The following is a 13,131-nucleotide window of genomic DNA, read 5'->3' on the forward strand; positions in this document are numbered from 1 at the left end:
GCAGGTGTCCCAGCGCGAACTCGTCGTCCTCGGCACCGCCAGCCAGGTGCCCACCCGGCACCGCAACCACAACGGCTACCTGCTGCGCTGGGACGGCGAGGGCCTGCTGTTCGACCCCGGCGAGGGCACCCAGCGCCAGATGCTGCACGCCGGGGTCACCGCCACCCAGATCACCAGGATCGCGGTCACCCACTTCCACGGGGACCACTGCCTGGGCCTCGCCGGGGTGATCCAGCGGATCAACCTGGACCGGGTCCCGCACCCGGTCGACGTCTACTTCCCGGCCTCCGGTGAGGTCTACTTCGAGCGGCTGCGGCACTCCACCGCCTACCACGAGACGGCCGTGCTGCGGCCCCGGCCGATCGACGAGGCCGGGCCGCTGCCCGCGCCCGGCGCCCGCTTCGCGCTGGACGCCGTCCGGCTGGACCACCCGGTGGAGTCCTTCGGCTACCGGCTGTCCGAGCCGGACGGCCGCCGGCTGGTGCCGGAGCGGCTCGCCGCGTCCGGCGTGCGCGGCCCGGCGGTGGGCCGCCTCCAGCACGAGGGCGCGATCGAGGTGGACGGCCGCACCGTCACCCTGGGCGAGGTCAGCGAGCCGCGGCCGGGCCAGAAGTTCGCCTTCGTGATGGACACCCGGCTGTGCGAGGGCGTGCACGGGCTCGCCGAGGGCGCCGACCTGCTGGTCGTCGAGGCGACCTTCACCGACGCCGACGCCCGGCTCGCCGAGGAGCACGGCCACCTCACCGCCGGGCAGGCGGCCAAGGTCGCCGCCGAGGCTGGGGTGCGCACCCTGGTGCTGACCCACTTCTCCCAGCGCTACCCGGACCTCGGCCAGCACCTGGCCGACGCCCGCAAGCACTTCGACGGGGAGCTGGTGCTGGCCGCCGACCTCGACCGGGTGCCCGTCCCGGCCCGCCGCCCGTCATGACGGCCGCCACCGCCGCGGCCGCCGCGAGCGCCCCCGGCGCCGGGGTCGGGAAGACCGGGCGCGCCGCGAGCGCTGTGAAGGTCGTGAACAGCCCGAAAAAGGGTTCGCGTCGGCCCGCGAACTGCCGCAGCATCGTCGGGTGCGGCCCCGCCGCCCGCCACGGCGATCACGGTCGCGGCGTACCCTGGTGCCCCGGAGACACCGAGCGGCACCCGACACCACGGATGGGATGAGGCAGGCCCCAGCGCCGACCTATGAGTGACACATCGCAGACCCGTACCAACGGACAGCCGCGCCCCGAACCGGCCGACGACGGCCGCGTCAGCACCCGGATCGTCATCCCCGAGAAGCACCCGATGGTCACCCTGCTCGGCACCGCGGACTCGCTGCTGCGCGTGATCGAGCGGGGCTTCCCCGCCGCCGACATCCACGTGCGCGGCAACGAGGTGACCGCCACCGGGGCCCGGGCCGAGGTCGCCCTCGTCCAGCGGCTCCTGAACGAGATGATGCTGGTGCTGCGCACCGGCCAGCCCCTGACGGAGGACTCCGTGGAGCGCTCCATCGCCATGCTCCGCAGCCAGGAGCAGGACCCGGACAGCCCGGCGCCCTCCCAGGTGTTCACCGCGAACATCCTGTCCAACCGGGGCCGCACGATCCGCCCGAAGACCCTCAACCAGCAGCGCTACGTCGAGGCGATCGACAAACACACGATCGTCTTCGGCCTCGGCCCGGCCGGCACCGGCAAGACCTACCTGGCGATGGCCAAGGCCGTCCAGGCCCTCCAGGCCAAGGAGGTCAACCGGATCATCCTGACCCGTCCGGCGGTCGAGGCGGGGGAGCGGCTGGGCTTCCTGCCCGGCACCCTCTACGAGAAGATCGACCCGTACCTGCGCCCGCTGTACGACGCGCTGCACGACATGATGGACCCGGACTCCATCCCGCGACTGATGGCGGCCGGCACCATCGAGGTCGCCCCGCTCGCGTACATGCGCGGCCGCACCCTCAACGACGCCTTCATCATCCTCGACGAGGCCCAGAACACCTCGCCCGAGCAGATGAAGATGTTCCTCACCCGCCTCGGGTTCAACTCCCGGGTGGTGGTCACCGGCGACACCAGCCAGATCGACCTCCCGGGCGGCACCCGCAGCGGCCTCAAGGTCGTCCAGGAGATCCTGGCCGACGTGCCCGACATCCACTTCTCCGTCCTCACCAGCACCGACGTGGTCCGCCACAAGCTGGTCGGCCGGATCGTGGACGCCTACGAGCGCTGGGACGCCCGCCAGGAGGCCGAGGACGCCGCACCGGCGGCCCGCAAGCCCGCCCAGCGGCGCACCGGCAAGGCCACCGCGCCCCGCGCACCCCGACAGTCCCATCGCACCGAAAGCTGAGCACACAGCCCGTCATGTCGATCGACATCGCCAACGAGTCCGGTTGGGACGCCGACGAGGAAGCCATCCTCGACGTCGCCCGCTTCGCCCTGGACAAGATGCGGATCCACCCGCAGTCCGAACTGTCCGTGATCCTGGTGGACGGTGCGGCGATGGAGGAGCTGCACATCCAGTGGATGGACCTCCCCGGGCCCACGGACGTGATGTCCTTCCCGATGGACGAGCTGCGTCCCGGCAAGGAGGGCGAGGAGCTGCCGCAGGGCCTGCTCGGCGACATCGTGCTCTGCCCCGAGGTCGCCGAGCAGCAGGGCAAGGCGGCCCCCTCCAAGCACTCGATGGACGAGGAGCTGCAACTGCTCACCGTGCACGGCGTGCTGCACGTCCTCGGCTACGACCACGAGGAGCCCGAGGAGGAGGAGGAGATGTTCGCCCTCCAGAAGCGCATCCTGGACGACTGGCGGGCGGGCCGCGGCCTCGGCGGCATCTCCCCGGCCCCCACCACCCACTGAGCGCGGAGCCCGAACCCCTGTGAGTGGTGAGAGTACGAGCTTCATCCTCGGTGCCGTGCTGCTCGTCGTGCTCGGCTGGCTGGCCGCGTGCGCCGAGGCGGGCATCTCCCGGGTCTCCCGGTTCCGGGCGGAGGAGGCGGTGCGCAGCGGCCGGCGCGGCTCCGCGCGGCTGCTGACCGTCGCCTCCGACCCGATCCGCTACCTCAACCTGGCCACCCTGATCCGGGTGGCCAGCGAGATGGCGGCGGCCGTCCTGGTCACCGTGGTCTGCGTGCGCAACGTCAGCCCGACCTGGCAGGCCGTGCTGCTGGCGTTCGGCGTGATGGTGCTGGTGTCCTTCGTCGCGGTGGGGGTCTCGCCGCGCACGATCGGGCGCCAGCACCCGCTCACCACCGCGACCGCGGCCTCCTTCGTGCTGCTGCCGCTGGCGGCGGTGCTGGGCCCGATCCCGCGGCTGCTGATCCTGCTCGGCAACGCGCTGACCCCGGGCAAGGGCTACCGGGAGGGCCCGTTCGCCTCCGAGGCGGAGCTGCGGTCCCTGGTGGACCTCGCCGAGAAGGACGACCTGATCGAGGACGAGGAGCGCCGGATGGTGCACTCGGTCTTCGAGCTGGGCGACACCATCGTGCGCGAGGTGATGGTGCCGCGCACCGACCTGGTGATGATCGAGCGGCACAAGACCGTCCGGCAGGCGCTCACCCTGGCCCTGCGCTCGGGCTTCTCGCGGATCCCGGTGGTCGGCGACAGCGAGGACGACGTGGTCGGCATCGTCTACCTCAAGGACCTGGTGCGGCGCACCCACATCAACCGGGAGGCGGAGTCCGAGGAGGTCGGCGCGGTGATGCGCCCGGCCGTCTTCGTCCCGGACTCCAAGCCGGCCGGCGACCTGCTGCGCGAGATGCAGCAGCGCCGTTCGCACGTGGCGATCGTGATCGACGAGTACGGCGGCACGGCCGGCCTGGTCACCATCGAGGACATCCTGGAGGAGATCGTCGGCGAGATCACCGACGAGTACGACCGGGAGATCGCCCCGGTGGAGGACCTCGGCGACGGCTCGTACCGGATCACCGCCCGGCTGCTGGTGGAGGACCTGGGCGAGCTGTTCGGCATCGAGCTGGAGGACGAGGACGTCGAGACCGTCGGCGGCCTGCTGGCCAAGCACCTGGGCCGGGTGCCGATCCCCGGCTCGTCCTGCGAGATCCCGCTGCCCGAGCCGGTCGACGGCGGCCTGACCGGCATCCTGCTGACCGCCGAGTCCTCGGCCGGCCGCCGCAACCGGATCGGCTCCATGGTCGCCGCCCCCGTCCGGGGCACCGACGGGGCCGGGGTCCCGGCGGGCGAGTAGCGGGTGGGCGGTCGCCGAGCGACCATGGAGGGCATGACGCACAAACTTCGCGCGGAGTACGGCCCGCAGGGGGCGGCCGGCGGAGTCAAGTCCTGGCACGTGGTGCGGGACGAGGACCTGTCGACGGCGCTCTGCGGCCGGACGGTGTCCCACGACGCCGAGACGCGGCCCGAGCAGGAGTGGGGCACCGGGCTGCGCTGCTGCCAGCAGTGCGGCTCGCTCTACATGCACGAGACGCCGCACATGGAGAAGCTCCATCCCTACAGCTAGGCACGGCCGGACCACGGCCGGGCTCTGGAGGCCGCCATGAAGCTGCAAGACTCGCTGAAGCCCGTCGACCGCCGACTCGCCCTGGTGTGGCGGATCGGAGCGGGGCTGGGGGGGATCTTCCTGATCGTGTTCGGATGCCTGGGGCTGGCCGACCACCCCGGCTTCCTGGCCACCCACGGTGACCGGATCGCCGGGCTGTCGACCAACGGGGCGCTGAGCATCCTGTCCATCGTGGTGGGCGCGATCCTGGTGCTGGGGGCGGTGATCGGCGGGAACTTCGCGTCCAACCTCAACATGGCGGCGGGCGTGCTGTTCGTCCTGTCCGGCTTCTACGGGCTGACGGTGCTCGGGCGGCCGGACGCGAACATCCTCAACTTCCGGATGTCGAACGTGCTGTTCGCGTTCGTCTTCGGGATCGTCCTGACGACCTTCGGGATGTACGGCCGGGTGAGCAGCCACCTGCCGCACGACAACCCGTTCTGGCGCGAGCGCGTCGAGCAGGAGGAGCCGCTGCCGACCGGGCCGAAGACCTTCGTGAAGGTCCTCAGGCCGAACCCGGGGCGGACCCACCCGGTCGGCCACTGACCGGCGCCGGGTGCCTATGCTCGGCGGCATGAGTGACATCGTCGAGCTCGACCCCGAAGACAAGAAGATCATCACCCTGGCCCGCTCGGCCCGCGCCCGCAACGGCGTCGCCGAGGGGGCCGCGGTGCGTGACGAGACCGGACGCACCTACGTGGCCGGGACGGTCGCGCTGGAGTCGCTGCGGCTGAGCGCCCTGCAGACGGCGGTGGCGATGGCGGTGGCCAGCGGCGCCCGGTCGCTGGAGGCGGCGGCCGTGGTGAGCGAGGCGCAGCAGCCGGCCGAGGCGGACCTCGCGGCCGTGCGGGACCTGGGCGGGGCCGGGACGCCGGTGCTGCTGGCCGGGCCGGACGGGACGCTGCGGGTGTCCGCCGAGGCGCGCTGAGACCGTCCCCGGCGAGGGCCCGTACGGGGCTGGTGCCGGGGCCCGGTGCGGGGCCGGCGAGGGGCCGGCGTCGTGGCTGCCGAGGGCCGGCCGGGGCCCGGGGCGGGCCCTCGGCGGCGGTACCGCCCGGCACGGTCCCGGCCAGGTCCGGCGGCGGATAGTCTCACCGGGGGAGTGGGACTCGCTGAGGGGGCTGGGGGCATGGGGGCGGTGGCGTTCTTCGCCGGGCTGCTGCTGTTCGTGATGGGGCTGGGCAAGTGGCAGGAGACCGGGTCGGAGGTCTGGCTGTTCGGCTCGCTCGGCTTCCTGCTGGTGCTGGTGGTGGTCTCGCTGATCCCCACCGACGGCACCGGCGGGAAGGGCGGGAAGAAGGGCTGAGCGCGCCTCCGGGCGCCCCGGGGGGTGGGCCCGGACAGCGGGGCTCCGGTGATCAGGGAGAATGGAGCCCATGAATGCCCCTTCCTCCTCGTACCGCTCCGGGTTCGCGTGCTTCGTCGGCCGGCCCAACGCGGGCAAGTCGACCCTGACCAACGCCCTGGTGGGGACGAAGGTCGCGATCACCTCCGACCGCCCGCAGACCACCCGGCACACCGTGCGCGGCATCGTGCACCGCCCGGACGCCCAGCTCGTGCTGGTCGACACCCCCGGTCTGCACAAGCCGCGCACCCTGCTCGGCGAGCGCCTCAACGACCTGGTCCGCACCACCTGGGCCGAGGTCGACGTGATCGGCTTCTGCCTGCCCGCCGACCAGAAGATCGGCCCCGGCGACAAGTTCATCGCCAAGGAGATCGCCGGGATCAAGAAGACCCCGAAGGTCGCCATCGTCACCAAGACCGACCTGGTCGACTCCAAGCGCCTGGCCGAACAGCTCATCGCCATCCAGCAGCTCGGCGTCGAGCTGGGCTTCGAGTGGGCCGAGATCATCCCGGTCTCCGCGGTGGGCGACAAGCAGGTGGAGCTGGTCGCCGACCTGCTCACCAAGCTGCTGCCGGAGGGCGACCAGCTCTACCCGGAGGGCGACCTCACCGACGAGCCCGAGCAGATCATGGTCGCCGAGCTGATCCGCGAGGCCGCGCTGGAGGGCGTGCGCGACGAACTCCCGCACTCGCTGGCCGTGGTGGTCGAGGAGATGCTGCCGCGCGAGGGCCGTCCGGCGGACCGCCCGCTGCTGGACATCCACGCCAACGTCTACATCGAGCGGCAGAGCCAGAAGGCGATCGTGATCGGCGCCAAGGGCTCGCGGCTCAAGCACGTCGGCACCACCGCCCGCAAGCACATCGAGGCGCTGCTCGGCACGCCGGTCTACCTGGACCTGCACGTCAAGGTCGCCAAGGACTGGCAGCGCGACCCCAAGCAGCTGCGCAAGCTGGGCTTCTGAGCCCGGAATCCGAGCCCGGGGCGCGGGAGTCCGCGCCGCCGGGAGGCCTGGGGCCCGTCCGGACGTTGTGCGTCCGGGCGGGCCTTCGCCGTGGCCCGGCCGTACGCGACGTCAGAAGGGGAACACCGCGATGAAGTTGCACACCCGGGAGTGGGGCAGCGGGGACCGGCTGGCCGTGCTGGTGCACGGCATCATGTCCGACCACCGGACCTGGCGGCTGGTCGGCCCGGCGCTGGCCGAGCGGGGCTACCGGGTGGTCGCCGTCGACCTGCGCGGGCACGGGGCCAGCCCGCGCGGCACCGGCGCGAGCCCGCTGGAGCGCTACCCGCTGGAGGCGTACGCCGAGGACCTGCTGGAGACCGTGCCGGCCGGACCGGAGCTGGCCATCGGCCACTCGCTGGGCGGCATCGCGCTGGCCGACGCGGTCGAGCGGCTCAAGCCGGCCCGCGCGGTGTACGTCGACCCGGCCTGGCGGTTCGCCCAGTCCGGCATGGACCCGCGGGTGATGGCGGAGCTGAGGCACCTCACCCGGGAGCAGGTCGTCGCGCTCAGCCCCAAGTGGGAACCGGCCGACGTGGACGCCGAACTCGCCGCCGTGGCCGCCTGGGACCCGGACTCGGCGCAGGCCATGGCCGAACGCGGCTCGGACCTGCCGGCCCGGCCGGCGGTGCCCTCGCTGGTGGTGCTGGCCGACCGCAGCCTGCTGGTGGACGCGGCGAGCGCCGAGGCACTGCGCGCCCGGGGCTTCGAGGTGCGCACCGTCCCCGGCACGGGCCACACCGTCCACCGGGACGACCCGGCCGGCTTCCTGGCCGCGCTCGACGGCTGGCTCTGACCGCCGGGGCTCCCTGGTGCTGAGCCCCCTCGCGCCGGGGTGCGACGCGCCGTCGCGCCGGGTGCTAGGCGCCCTCGCGCAGCACCAGGGAGACCAGTTCCCGCTGCGAGTCGGTGAGCTTCGGGTCGGCGCAGTACACCGACCGGCCGTCGACGGTGATCTCGTAGTGGAAGCCGTCCGGCACCCCGTACGAGGGCGCGCGCAGCCCGCCCGCGACGGCCTCGCGGGCGAGTGCGTGCACGTGCGGGGCGTCCGTGCGGTCGGCGGTGTCGATCTCCGCCTGGCGGACGATCCCCGCGAAGCCGCCGGTCCGGGTCACCTGGATACGCATGGTGTCCATGGTGCTACGCAGGGAGGGGGTTTGCCGGGCTTTTCCCGGACCGTGACCTTAAGCCCGCCTCAACCCGGTCTCAACCACCCTTCAGGCGCGCCCCCCGCCGCCCCGGACCGGCGCCGGAGGTCAGGTCGGGCTGATCCCGACCTGGGCCCAGGACGCCGTGACGGTGTCCGCGACCGACCGGTCGTCGGGGTAGCGGGCCCCGGCGGCGGCCACGGTGGCCCGGGCGAAGTCGGTGAAGTCGGCGTCGGCGGGCAGCGCGCCCCCGGTCAGGGCGTCGTACCAGATCCGCCCCGCGCGCTCCCAGGACGAGCCGCCGAGCGCGGTGGCCAGCAGGTAGAACGCGTGGTTGGGGATGCCGGAGTTGATGTGCACCCCGCCGTTGTCCCGGGTGGTGTTCACGTAGTCCCGCATGTGCGCGGGCTGCGGGTCCTTGCCGAGCTGCGGGTCGTCGTAGGCGGTGCCGGGCGCCTTCATCGAGCGCAGCGCCACGCCCTGGACGCCCGGGGCGAGCAGCCCGGCGCCGATCAGCCAGTCGGCGTCGGCGGCGCCCTGGTGCAGCGCGTACTGCTTGACCAGCGAGCCGAAGACGTCGGAGACCGACTCGTTGAGCGCGCCGGGCTGGTCCTGGTAGTCCAGCCCGGCGGTGAACTGGGTGACGCCGTGGGTGAGTTCGTGGCCGATGACGTCGACGCAGGCGGTGAAGTCGCCGAACACCACGTTGTCGCCGTCGCCGAACACCATCTGGTGGCCGTTCCAGAAGGCGTTGTCGTAGTTGCGGCCGTAGTGGACGCTGGCGTCCAGCCGCAGGTTCCGGTCGTCGATCGAGTGGCGGCCGAAGACGTCCGCGTAGAGCGCGAAGGTCGCGCCGAGGCCGTCGTAGGCCTGGTTGACGGAGCGGTCGGAGGACGCGGGCGCGCCCTCGCCGCGTACGCTGCGGCCGGGCAGCCGCTGGCCGTGGCCGGCGTCGTAGACCACCCGGTCCAGGCCCGGGGCGGCGGCGACCGGCGGGACGGCGGCCGCCGGCGGGGCGGGGGAGAGTCGGGCCGTGCGGTGCGCGGCGTCGAGGGCCAGGGAGTGGGCGGCGGGTTCGTGACCGGCCTCGGCGAGGCGGTCCAGGACGTACGGCGGGACGATCGTGCAGATCGGTGCTGCTGCAGTCATGTCGCCCAGGGTGAGGCCATGGTGACCGGTTGTCACCAGCTTTGTCGGGACCGATCGGTGTCTCAAGGAGTGGAACGGTAGCCCGGATCACTTCGGGGGCGCGCGGCGCTGGGTTACGCTGGGGCCATCATGCGCAACGGGCTGCTTCTTCTTAGCTGCCGCGTCGAGGGCCTGTAGTCCACTGGGGCCGGCACCCTCGCCGCGGGGAACGTGCTGTGCGCGCGATCGGCGATCCGACGGTGTATCGCGAGCGGCAGCAGAGGCCGGCCAGTCGGTGTCAACCAGGTGTTGACCACCCCCGACCCGCCCGCTCCACGCATCACAGGAAGCCGAGTCACCTCCATGACCGAGCAGAACTCCGCCGTGTCCGCCCCCGCCGGCCGTCCCTTCGTGGACCGCCCCACCCCGATCACCGCCGCCTCGGTGCGCCAGCACTCCTCCGGCATGCGGTACGGGCGCTACCAGCCGTTCGGCACCGTCGACCTGCCGGACCGCACCTGGCCGGACCAGGTGATCACCAAGGCGCCGCGCTGGCTGTCCACCGACCTGCGGGACGGCAACCAGGCGCTGATCGACCCGATGTCGCCGGCCCGCAAGCGCATGATGTTCGACCTGCTGGTGAAGATGGGCTACAAGGAGATCGAGGTCGGCTTCCCGTCCTCCGGGGCCACCGACCACGCCTTCGTACGGTCGCTGATCGAGGAGGGGGCGATCCCCGAGGACGTCACCATCTCGGTGCTGACCCAGGCCCGCGAGGAACTGATCGAGAAGACCGTGGAGTCGCTGGTCGGCGCCCCGCGGGCGACCGTCCACCTGTACAACGCGACCGCGCCGCTGTTCCGCCGGGTGGTGTTCCGCAACGACCGGGCGGCCACCAGGGCGATCGCCACCGAGGGCACCCGGCTGGTGATGGAGTACGCGGAGAAGCTGCTGGGCGACGACACCGTCTTCGGCTACCAGTACTCGCCGGAGATCTTCGTCGACACCGAGCTGGACTTCGCGCTGGAGGTCTGCGAGGCGGTCATGGACGTCTGGCAGCCGGGCGAGGGCCGCGAGATCATCCTGAACCTGCCCGCCACCGTCGAGCGGGCCACCCCGAACGTCCAGGCCGACCAGTTCGAGTGGATGTCGCGCCACCTGTCCCGCCGGGAGTTCGTCTGCCTGTCGGTGCACCCGCACAACGACCGCGGCACCGCCGTCGCCTCCGCCGAGCTGGCCTACCTGGCGGGTGCCGACCGCATCGAGGGCTGCCTGTTCGGGCAGGGCGAGCGGACCGGCAACGTCGACCTGGTGACGCTGGGGATGAACCTGTTCTCGCAGGGCATCGACCCGCAGATCGACTTCTCCGACATCGACGAGGTGCGCCGCACCGCCGAGTACTGCAACCAGATGGAGGTGCACCCGCGCCACCCGTACGCCGGCGACCTGGTGTACACCTCCTTCTCCGGCTCGCACCAGGACGCCATCAAGAAGGGCTTCGACGCCCTGGAGGCGGACGCCGCGGCCGCGGGCGTGCCGGTGGAGGAGCACGCCTGGGGCGTGCCGTACCTGCCGATCGACCCGAAGGACGTCGGCCGCACCTACGAGGCGGTCATCCGGGTCAACAGCCAGTCCGGCAAGGGCGGCGTGGCGTACGTGCTGAAGAACGACCACAAGCTGGACCTGCCGCGCCGGATGCAGATCGAGTTCTCCCGGATCATCCAGGCCAAGACCGACGCCGAGGGCGGCGAGGTCAGCCCGGCCGAGATCTGGCGGGTCTTCGAGGACGAGTACCTGCCGACCACCGACAACCCGTGGGGCCGGATCTCGCTGAGCGGCTCGCGCACCCTGACCACCGAGGACGGCCGGGACGCGCTGACCGCCGAGGCCCTGGTGGACGGCGCGCCGGTGACGCTGACCGGTGCCGGCAACGGCCCGGTCTCGGCCTTCGCCGACGCGCTGGCCCGGATCGGCGTGGACGTGCGCGTCCTGGACTACGCCGAGCACGCGCTGAGCGAGGGCGGCGACGCCCAGGCCGCCGCGTACGTGGAGTGCGCGGTGGACGGCAAGGTGCTGTGGGGCGTGGGCATCGACGGCAACACCGTGCTGGCCTCGCTGAAGGCCATGATCAGCGCCGTCAACCGCTCGCAGCGGGGCTAATTCGAACGGGTGGTGTGCGAAGGGCCGTCCCGCGGGGCGGCCCTTCGCCGTGTCCACCTGCCGTTGTGGCCTGCGCCACATTTTTTCGAATCGGAAGCCGTTCGAGGTACTGACACGTGCCGGTAACCGTGGCAACATCGATCCACCGGAAAGCCGGGTCGGTGGGACGGCCTCGGTGTCCGGTCGCGTGACCTGCCCATCGTCGAGCAGGCCGCCTGCCATGTCTGGGGAGTGGCGCCGTGACCAGGTTGTGGGGTGTTCGCCCGCGGTGGCGGACTGACGTTCTCGGTGACTTCTTCTGCCCGGGCTGTGGCGGGGACCGCAACTACCGCCGGCAGCACGGCCGGCGGTGGCTGCGGTTGCTGGGGGCCCCGGTGGCCCCGCTCGGCCCGGTGATCGGCAGTGTGCAGTGCACCAGCTGCCACGGCAGGTACGGCGTGGAGAGCCTGGAGCAGCCCACCTGCGTGCGCCTCGGCGCGATGCTGCGGGACGCCCAGTACACCGTCGCGCTGGCCCTGCTCGCGGCCGGCGGCACCGCCCACCGGGCGGCCCGCGACGCGGCCTGCGCGGCGGTGCGCGAGGCCGGGTTCGAGGACTGCGGCGAGGCCCAGGTGCTGGCCTCGCTCGCCGCGCTCTCCGGGCTCGGCGGCGAACTCCACGAGGCCCACGGGATGTCCGGCGGCCTGGCCGTCGAACTGCACGCGGTGCTCGAACCGCTCACCCCGCACCTGGCCCGGCAGGGCCGCGAGCGGCTGCTGCTGCAGGGCGCGGCCATCGCGCTGGCGGACGGGCGCTACCTGCCGCAGGAGCGCGAGGCGCTGGCCGCGGTCGGGCGCTGCCTGGACCTGCCGCAGTCCCGGGTCGGGGCGCTGCTGGAGGCGGCGACCAGGGCGCCGTACAAGTAGCGGCGTTCCGTCCCGAAGGCCGACCGCGAACCCGTAGGCCGTCCACGAGCACCGTGGACCGACTCCCCGTAGACCATCTCGAATCCCCCACAAAACGGGCCTGCGCCCCACCTCGGGCCCGCCGTGACCCGCACCGTTGTGGGCCTCCCCCACGGCCGCCGGTGCGGGCAACACGGCTGTCCGGCGCCGGGCGCGGGTGGGGGACAATGGTCCCCATGAGTCTTTTCCGGGACGACGGCGTCGTGCTGCGGGCGCAGAAGCTCGGCGAGGCCGATCGGATCATCACCCTGCTGACCCGCCAGCACGGCAAGGTGCGGGCGGTCGCGCGGGGGGTGCGGAAGACCAAGTCCAAGCTCGGTGCCCGCCTGGAGCCGTTCTCGCACGTGGACGTGCAGTTCTTCAGCCGGGGGAGTGAGCTGGTCGGCCGCGGGTTGCCGCTCTGCACCCAGGTGGAGACCATCGCGCCGTACGGCGGTTCGATCGTCACCGACTACGGCCGCTACACGGCCGGCACCGCGATGCTGGAGACCGCCGAGCGGTTCGCCGAGAACGAGGGCGAGCCGGCCGTCCAGCAGTACCTGCTGCTGGTCGGCGGGCTGCGCGTGCTGGCGGCCGGGCTGCACGAGTCGCACCTGGTGCTGGACGCCTTCCTGCTGCGCTCGCTCGCGGTGAACGGGTACGGCGCGAGCTTCACCGACTGCGCCAAGTGCGGCCTGGAGGGGCCGAACCGTTTCTTCTCCCTCCCCGCGGGCGGGGTGCTGTGCGGGGACTGCCGAGTGCCCGGATGTGCCGTACCCTCCCCTGAGACACTGGTACTGCTCGGGGCGCTGTTGTCAGGGGACTGGCAGACGGCCGACGCCTGTGAGCCGCGGTACTGGCGGGAGGGCAGCGGCCTGGTCGCGGCCTATCTGCAGTGGCACCTGGAGCGGGGAATCCGCTCGATGAGATACGTGGAGAAGTGAGCAC

General features: G+C 72.5%; 15 protein-coding genes. 13 read left to right on the forward strand and 2 right to left on the reverse strand.

Annotated elements, in window-relative coordinates:
• The first annotated feature begins 4 nt into the window (after nt 1–4).
• The 10 genes from ACFY0X_RS03430 to ACFY0X_RS03475 all read left to right on the forward strand — a co-directional run bounded on the left by ACFY0X_RS03430 (nt 5) and on the right by ACFY0X_RS03475 (nt 7,620).
• Nucleotides 5–928, forward strand: a complete 924-nt coding sequence (locus ACFY0X_RS03430; protein WP_387748306.1) for a ribonuclease Z — start codon at nt 5–7, stop codon at nt 926–928.
• A gap of 356 nt (nt 929–1,284) precedes the next feature.
• Nucleotides 1,285–2,316: a PhoH family protein gene (locus ACFY0X_RS03435; protein ID WP_387749256.1), complete on the forward strand. Its 1,032-nt coding sequence runs from the start codon at nt 1,285–1,287 to the stop codon at nt 2,314–2,316.
• Between the two features lie 14 nt (nt 2,317–2,330).
• A complete protein-coding gene (ybeY, locus tag ACFY0X_RS03440; protein WP_030061268.1) occupies nt 2,331–2,825 on the forward strand; it encodes an rRNA maturation RNase YbeY in 495 nt (164 codons plus the stop codon).
• Nucleotides 2,826–2,844: 19 nt separating this feature from the next.
• Complete coding sequence (locus tag ACFY0X_RS03445) at nt 2,845–4,170, forward strand: hemolysin family protein (protein WP_387748308.1); 1,326 nt, start codon at nt 2,845–2,847, stop codon at nt 4,168–4,170.
• Nucleotides 4,171–4,203: 33 nt separating this feature from the next.
• Nucleotides 4,204–4,440, forward strand: coding sequence for a hypothetical protein (locus ACFY0X_RS03450; RefSeq protein WP_387748310.1), 237 nt, complete (start codon nt 4,204–4,206; stop codon nt 4,438–4,440).
• Nucleotides 4,441–4,476: 36 nt separating this feature from the next.
• Nucleotides 4,477–5,025, forward strand: coding sequence for a DUF4383 domain-containing protein (locus ACFY0X_RS03455; protein ID WP_387748312.1), 549 nt, complete (start codon nt 4,477–4,479; stop codon nt 5,023–5,025).
• A 28-nt stretch (nt 5,026–5,053) separates the two neighbouring features.
• The gene (locus tag ACFY0X_RS03460; protein ID WP_387748314.1) at nt 5,054–5,407 is read left to right on the forward strand and encodes a cytidine deaminase; all 354 of its coding nucleotides are present in this window, start codon (nt 5,054–5,056) and stop codon (nt 5,405–5,407) included.
• Nucleotides 5,408–5,581: 174 nt separating this feature from the next.
• Nucleotides 5,582–5,785 (forward strand): hypothetical protein, encoded by a 204-nt coding sequence (locus ACFY0X_RS03465; RefSeq protein ID WP_387748316.1) that lies wholly within the window; start codon nt 5,582–5,584, stop codon nt 5,783–5,785.
• Between the two features lie 70 nt (nt 5,786–5,855).
• Nucleotides 5,856–6,785, forward strand: a complete 930-nt coding sequence (gene era / locus ACFY0X_RS03470; RefSeq protein ID WP_030290771.1) for a GTPase Era — start codon at nt 5,856–5,858, stop codon at nt 6,783–6,785.
• A gap of 130 nt (nt 6,786–6,915) precedes the next feature.
• Nucleotides 6,916–7,620 carry an alpha/beta fold hydrolase gene (locus ACFY0X_RS03475; RefSeq protein WP_387748318.1) on the forward strand — a complete coding sequence of 235 codons (705 nt, stop codon included), beginning with the start codon at nt 6,916–6,918 and terminating at the stop codon, nt 7,618–7,620.
• Nucleotides 7,621–7,684: 64 nt separating this feature from the next.
• Here the strand turns inward: ACFY0X_RS03475 and ACFY0X_RS03480 are convergent, their stop codons facing one another.
• On the reverse strand, nt 7,685–7,951 hold the full coding sequence (locus tag ACFY0X_RS03480; protein WP_049651101.1) for a protealysin inhibitor emfourin: 267 nt from the start codon (nt 7,949–7,951) through the stop codon (nt 7,685–7,687).
• A gap of 129 nt (nt 7,952–8,080) precedes the next feature.
• Nucleotides 8,081–9,121, reverse strand: a complete 1,041-nt coding sequence (locus ACFY0X_RS03485; protein WP_387748320.1) for a M4 family metallopeptidase — start codon at nt 9,119–9,121, stop codon at nt 8,081–8,083.
• Nucleotides 9,122–9,463: 342 nt separating this feature from the next.
• Here ACFY0X_RS03485 and leuA point away from each other — a divergent pair, with 342 nt between their 5' ends.
• The 3 genes from leuA to recO all read left to right on the forward strand — a co-directional run bounded on the left by leuA (nt 9,464) and on the right by recO (nt 13,127).
• Nucleotides 9,464–11,260: a 2-isopropylmalate synthase gene (gene leuA, locus ACFY0X_RS03490; protein ID WP_387748322.1), complete on the forward strand. Its 1,797-nt coding sequence runs from the start codon at nt 9,464–9,466 to the stop codon at nt 11,258–11,260.
• Nucleotides 11,261–11,499: 239 nt separating this feature from the next.
• The gene (locus ACFY0X_RS03495; RefSeq protein ID WP_387748324.1) at nt 11,500–12,165 is read left to right on the forward strand and encodes a TerB family tellurite resistance protein; all 666 of its coding nucleotides are present in this window, start codon (nt 11,500–11,502) and stop codon (nt 12,163–12,165) included.
• A 215-nt stretch (nt 12,166–12,380) separates the two neighbouring features.
• Nucleotides 12,381–13,127, forward strand: a complete 747-nt coding sequence (gene recO, locus ACFY0X_RS03500) for a DNA repair protein RecO (protein WP_387748326.1) — start codon at nt 12,381–12,383, stop codon at nt 13,125–13,127.
• The last annotated feature ends 4 nt before the right edge of the window (nt 13,128–13,131 follow it).

The organism is Kitasatospora sp. NPDC001547, from assembly GCF_042894165.1.
Classification (GTDB): domain Bacteria; phylum Actinomycetota; class Actinomycetes; order Streptomycetales; family Streptomycetaceae; genus Kitasatospora.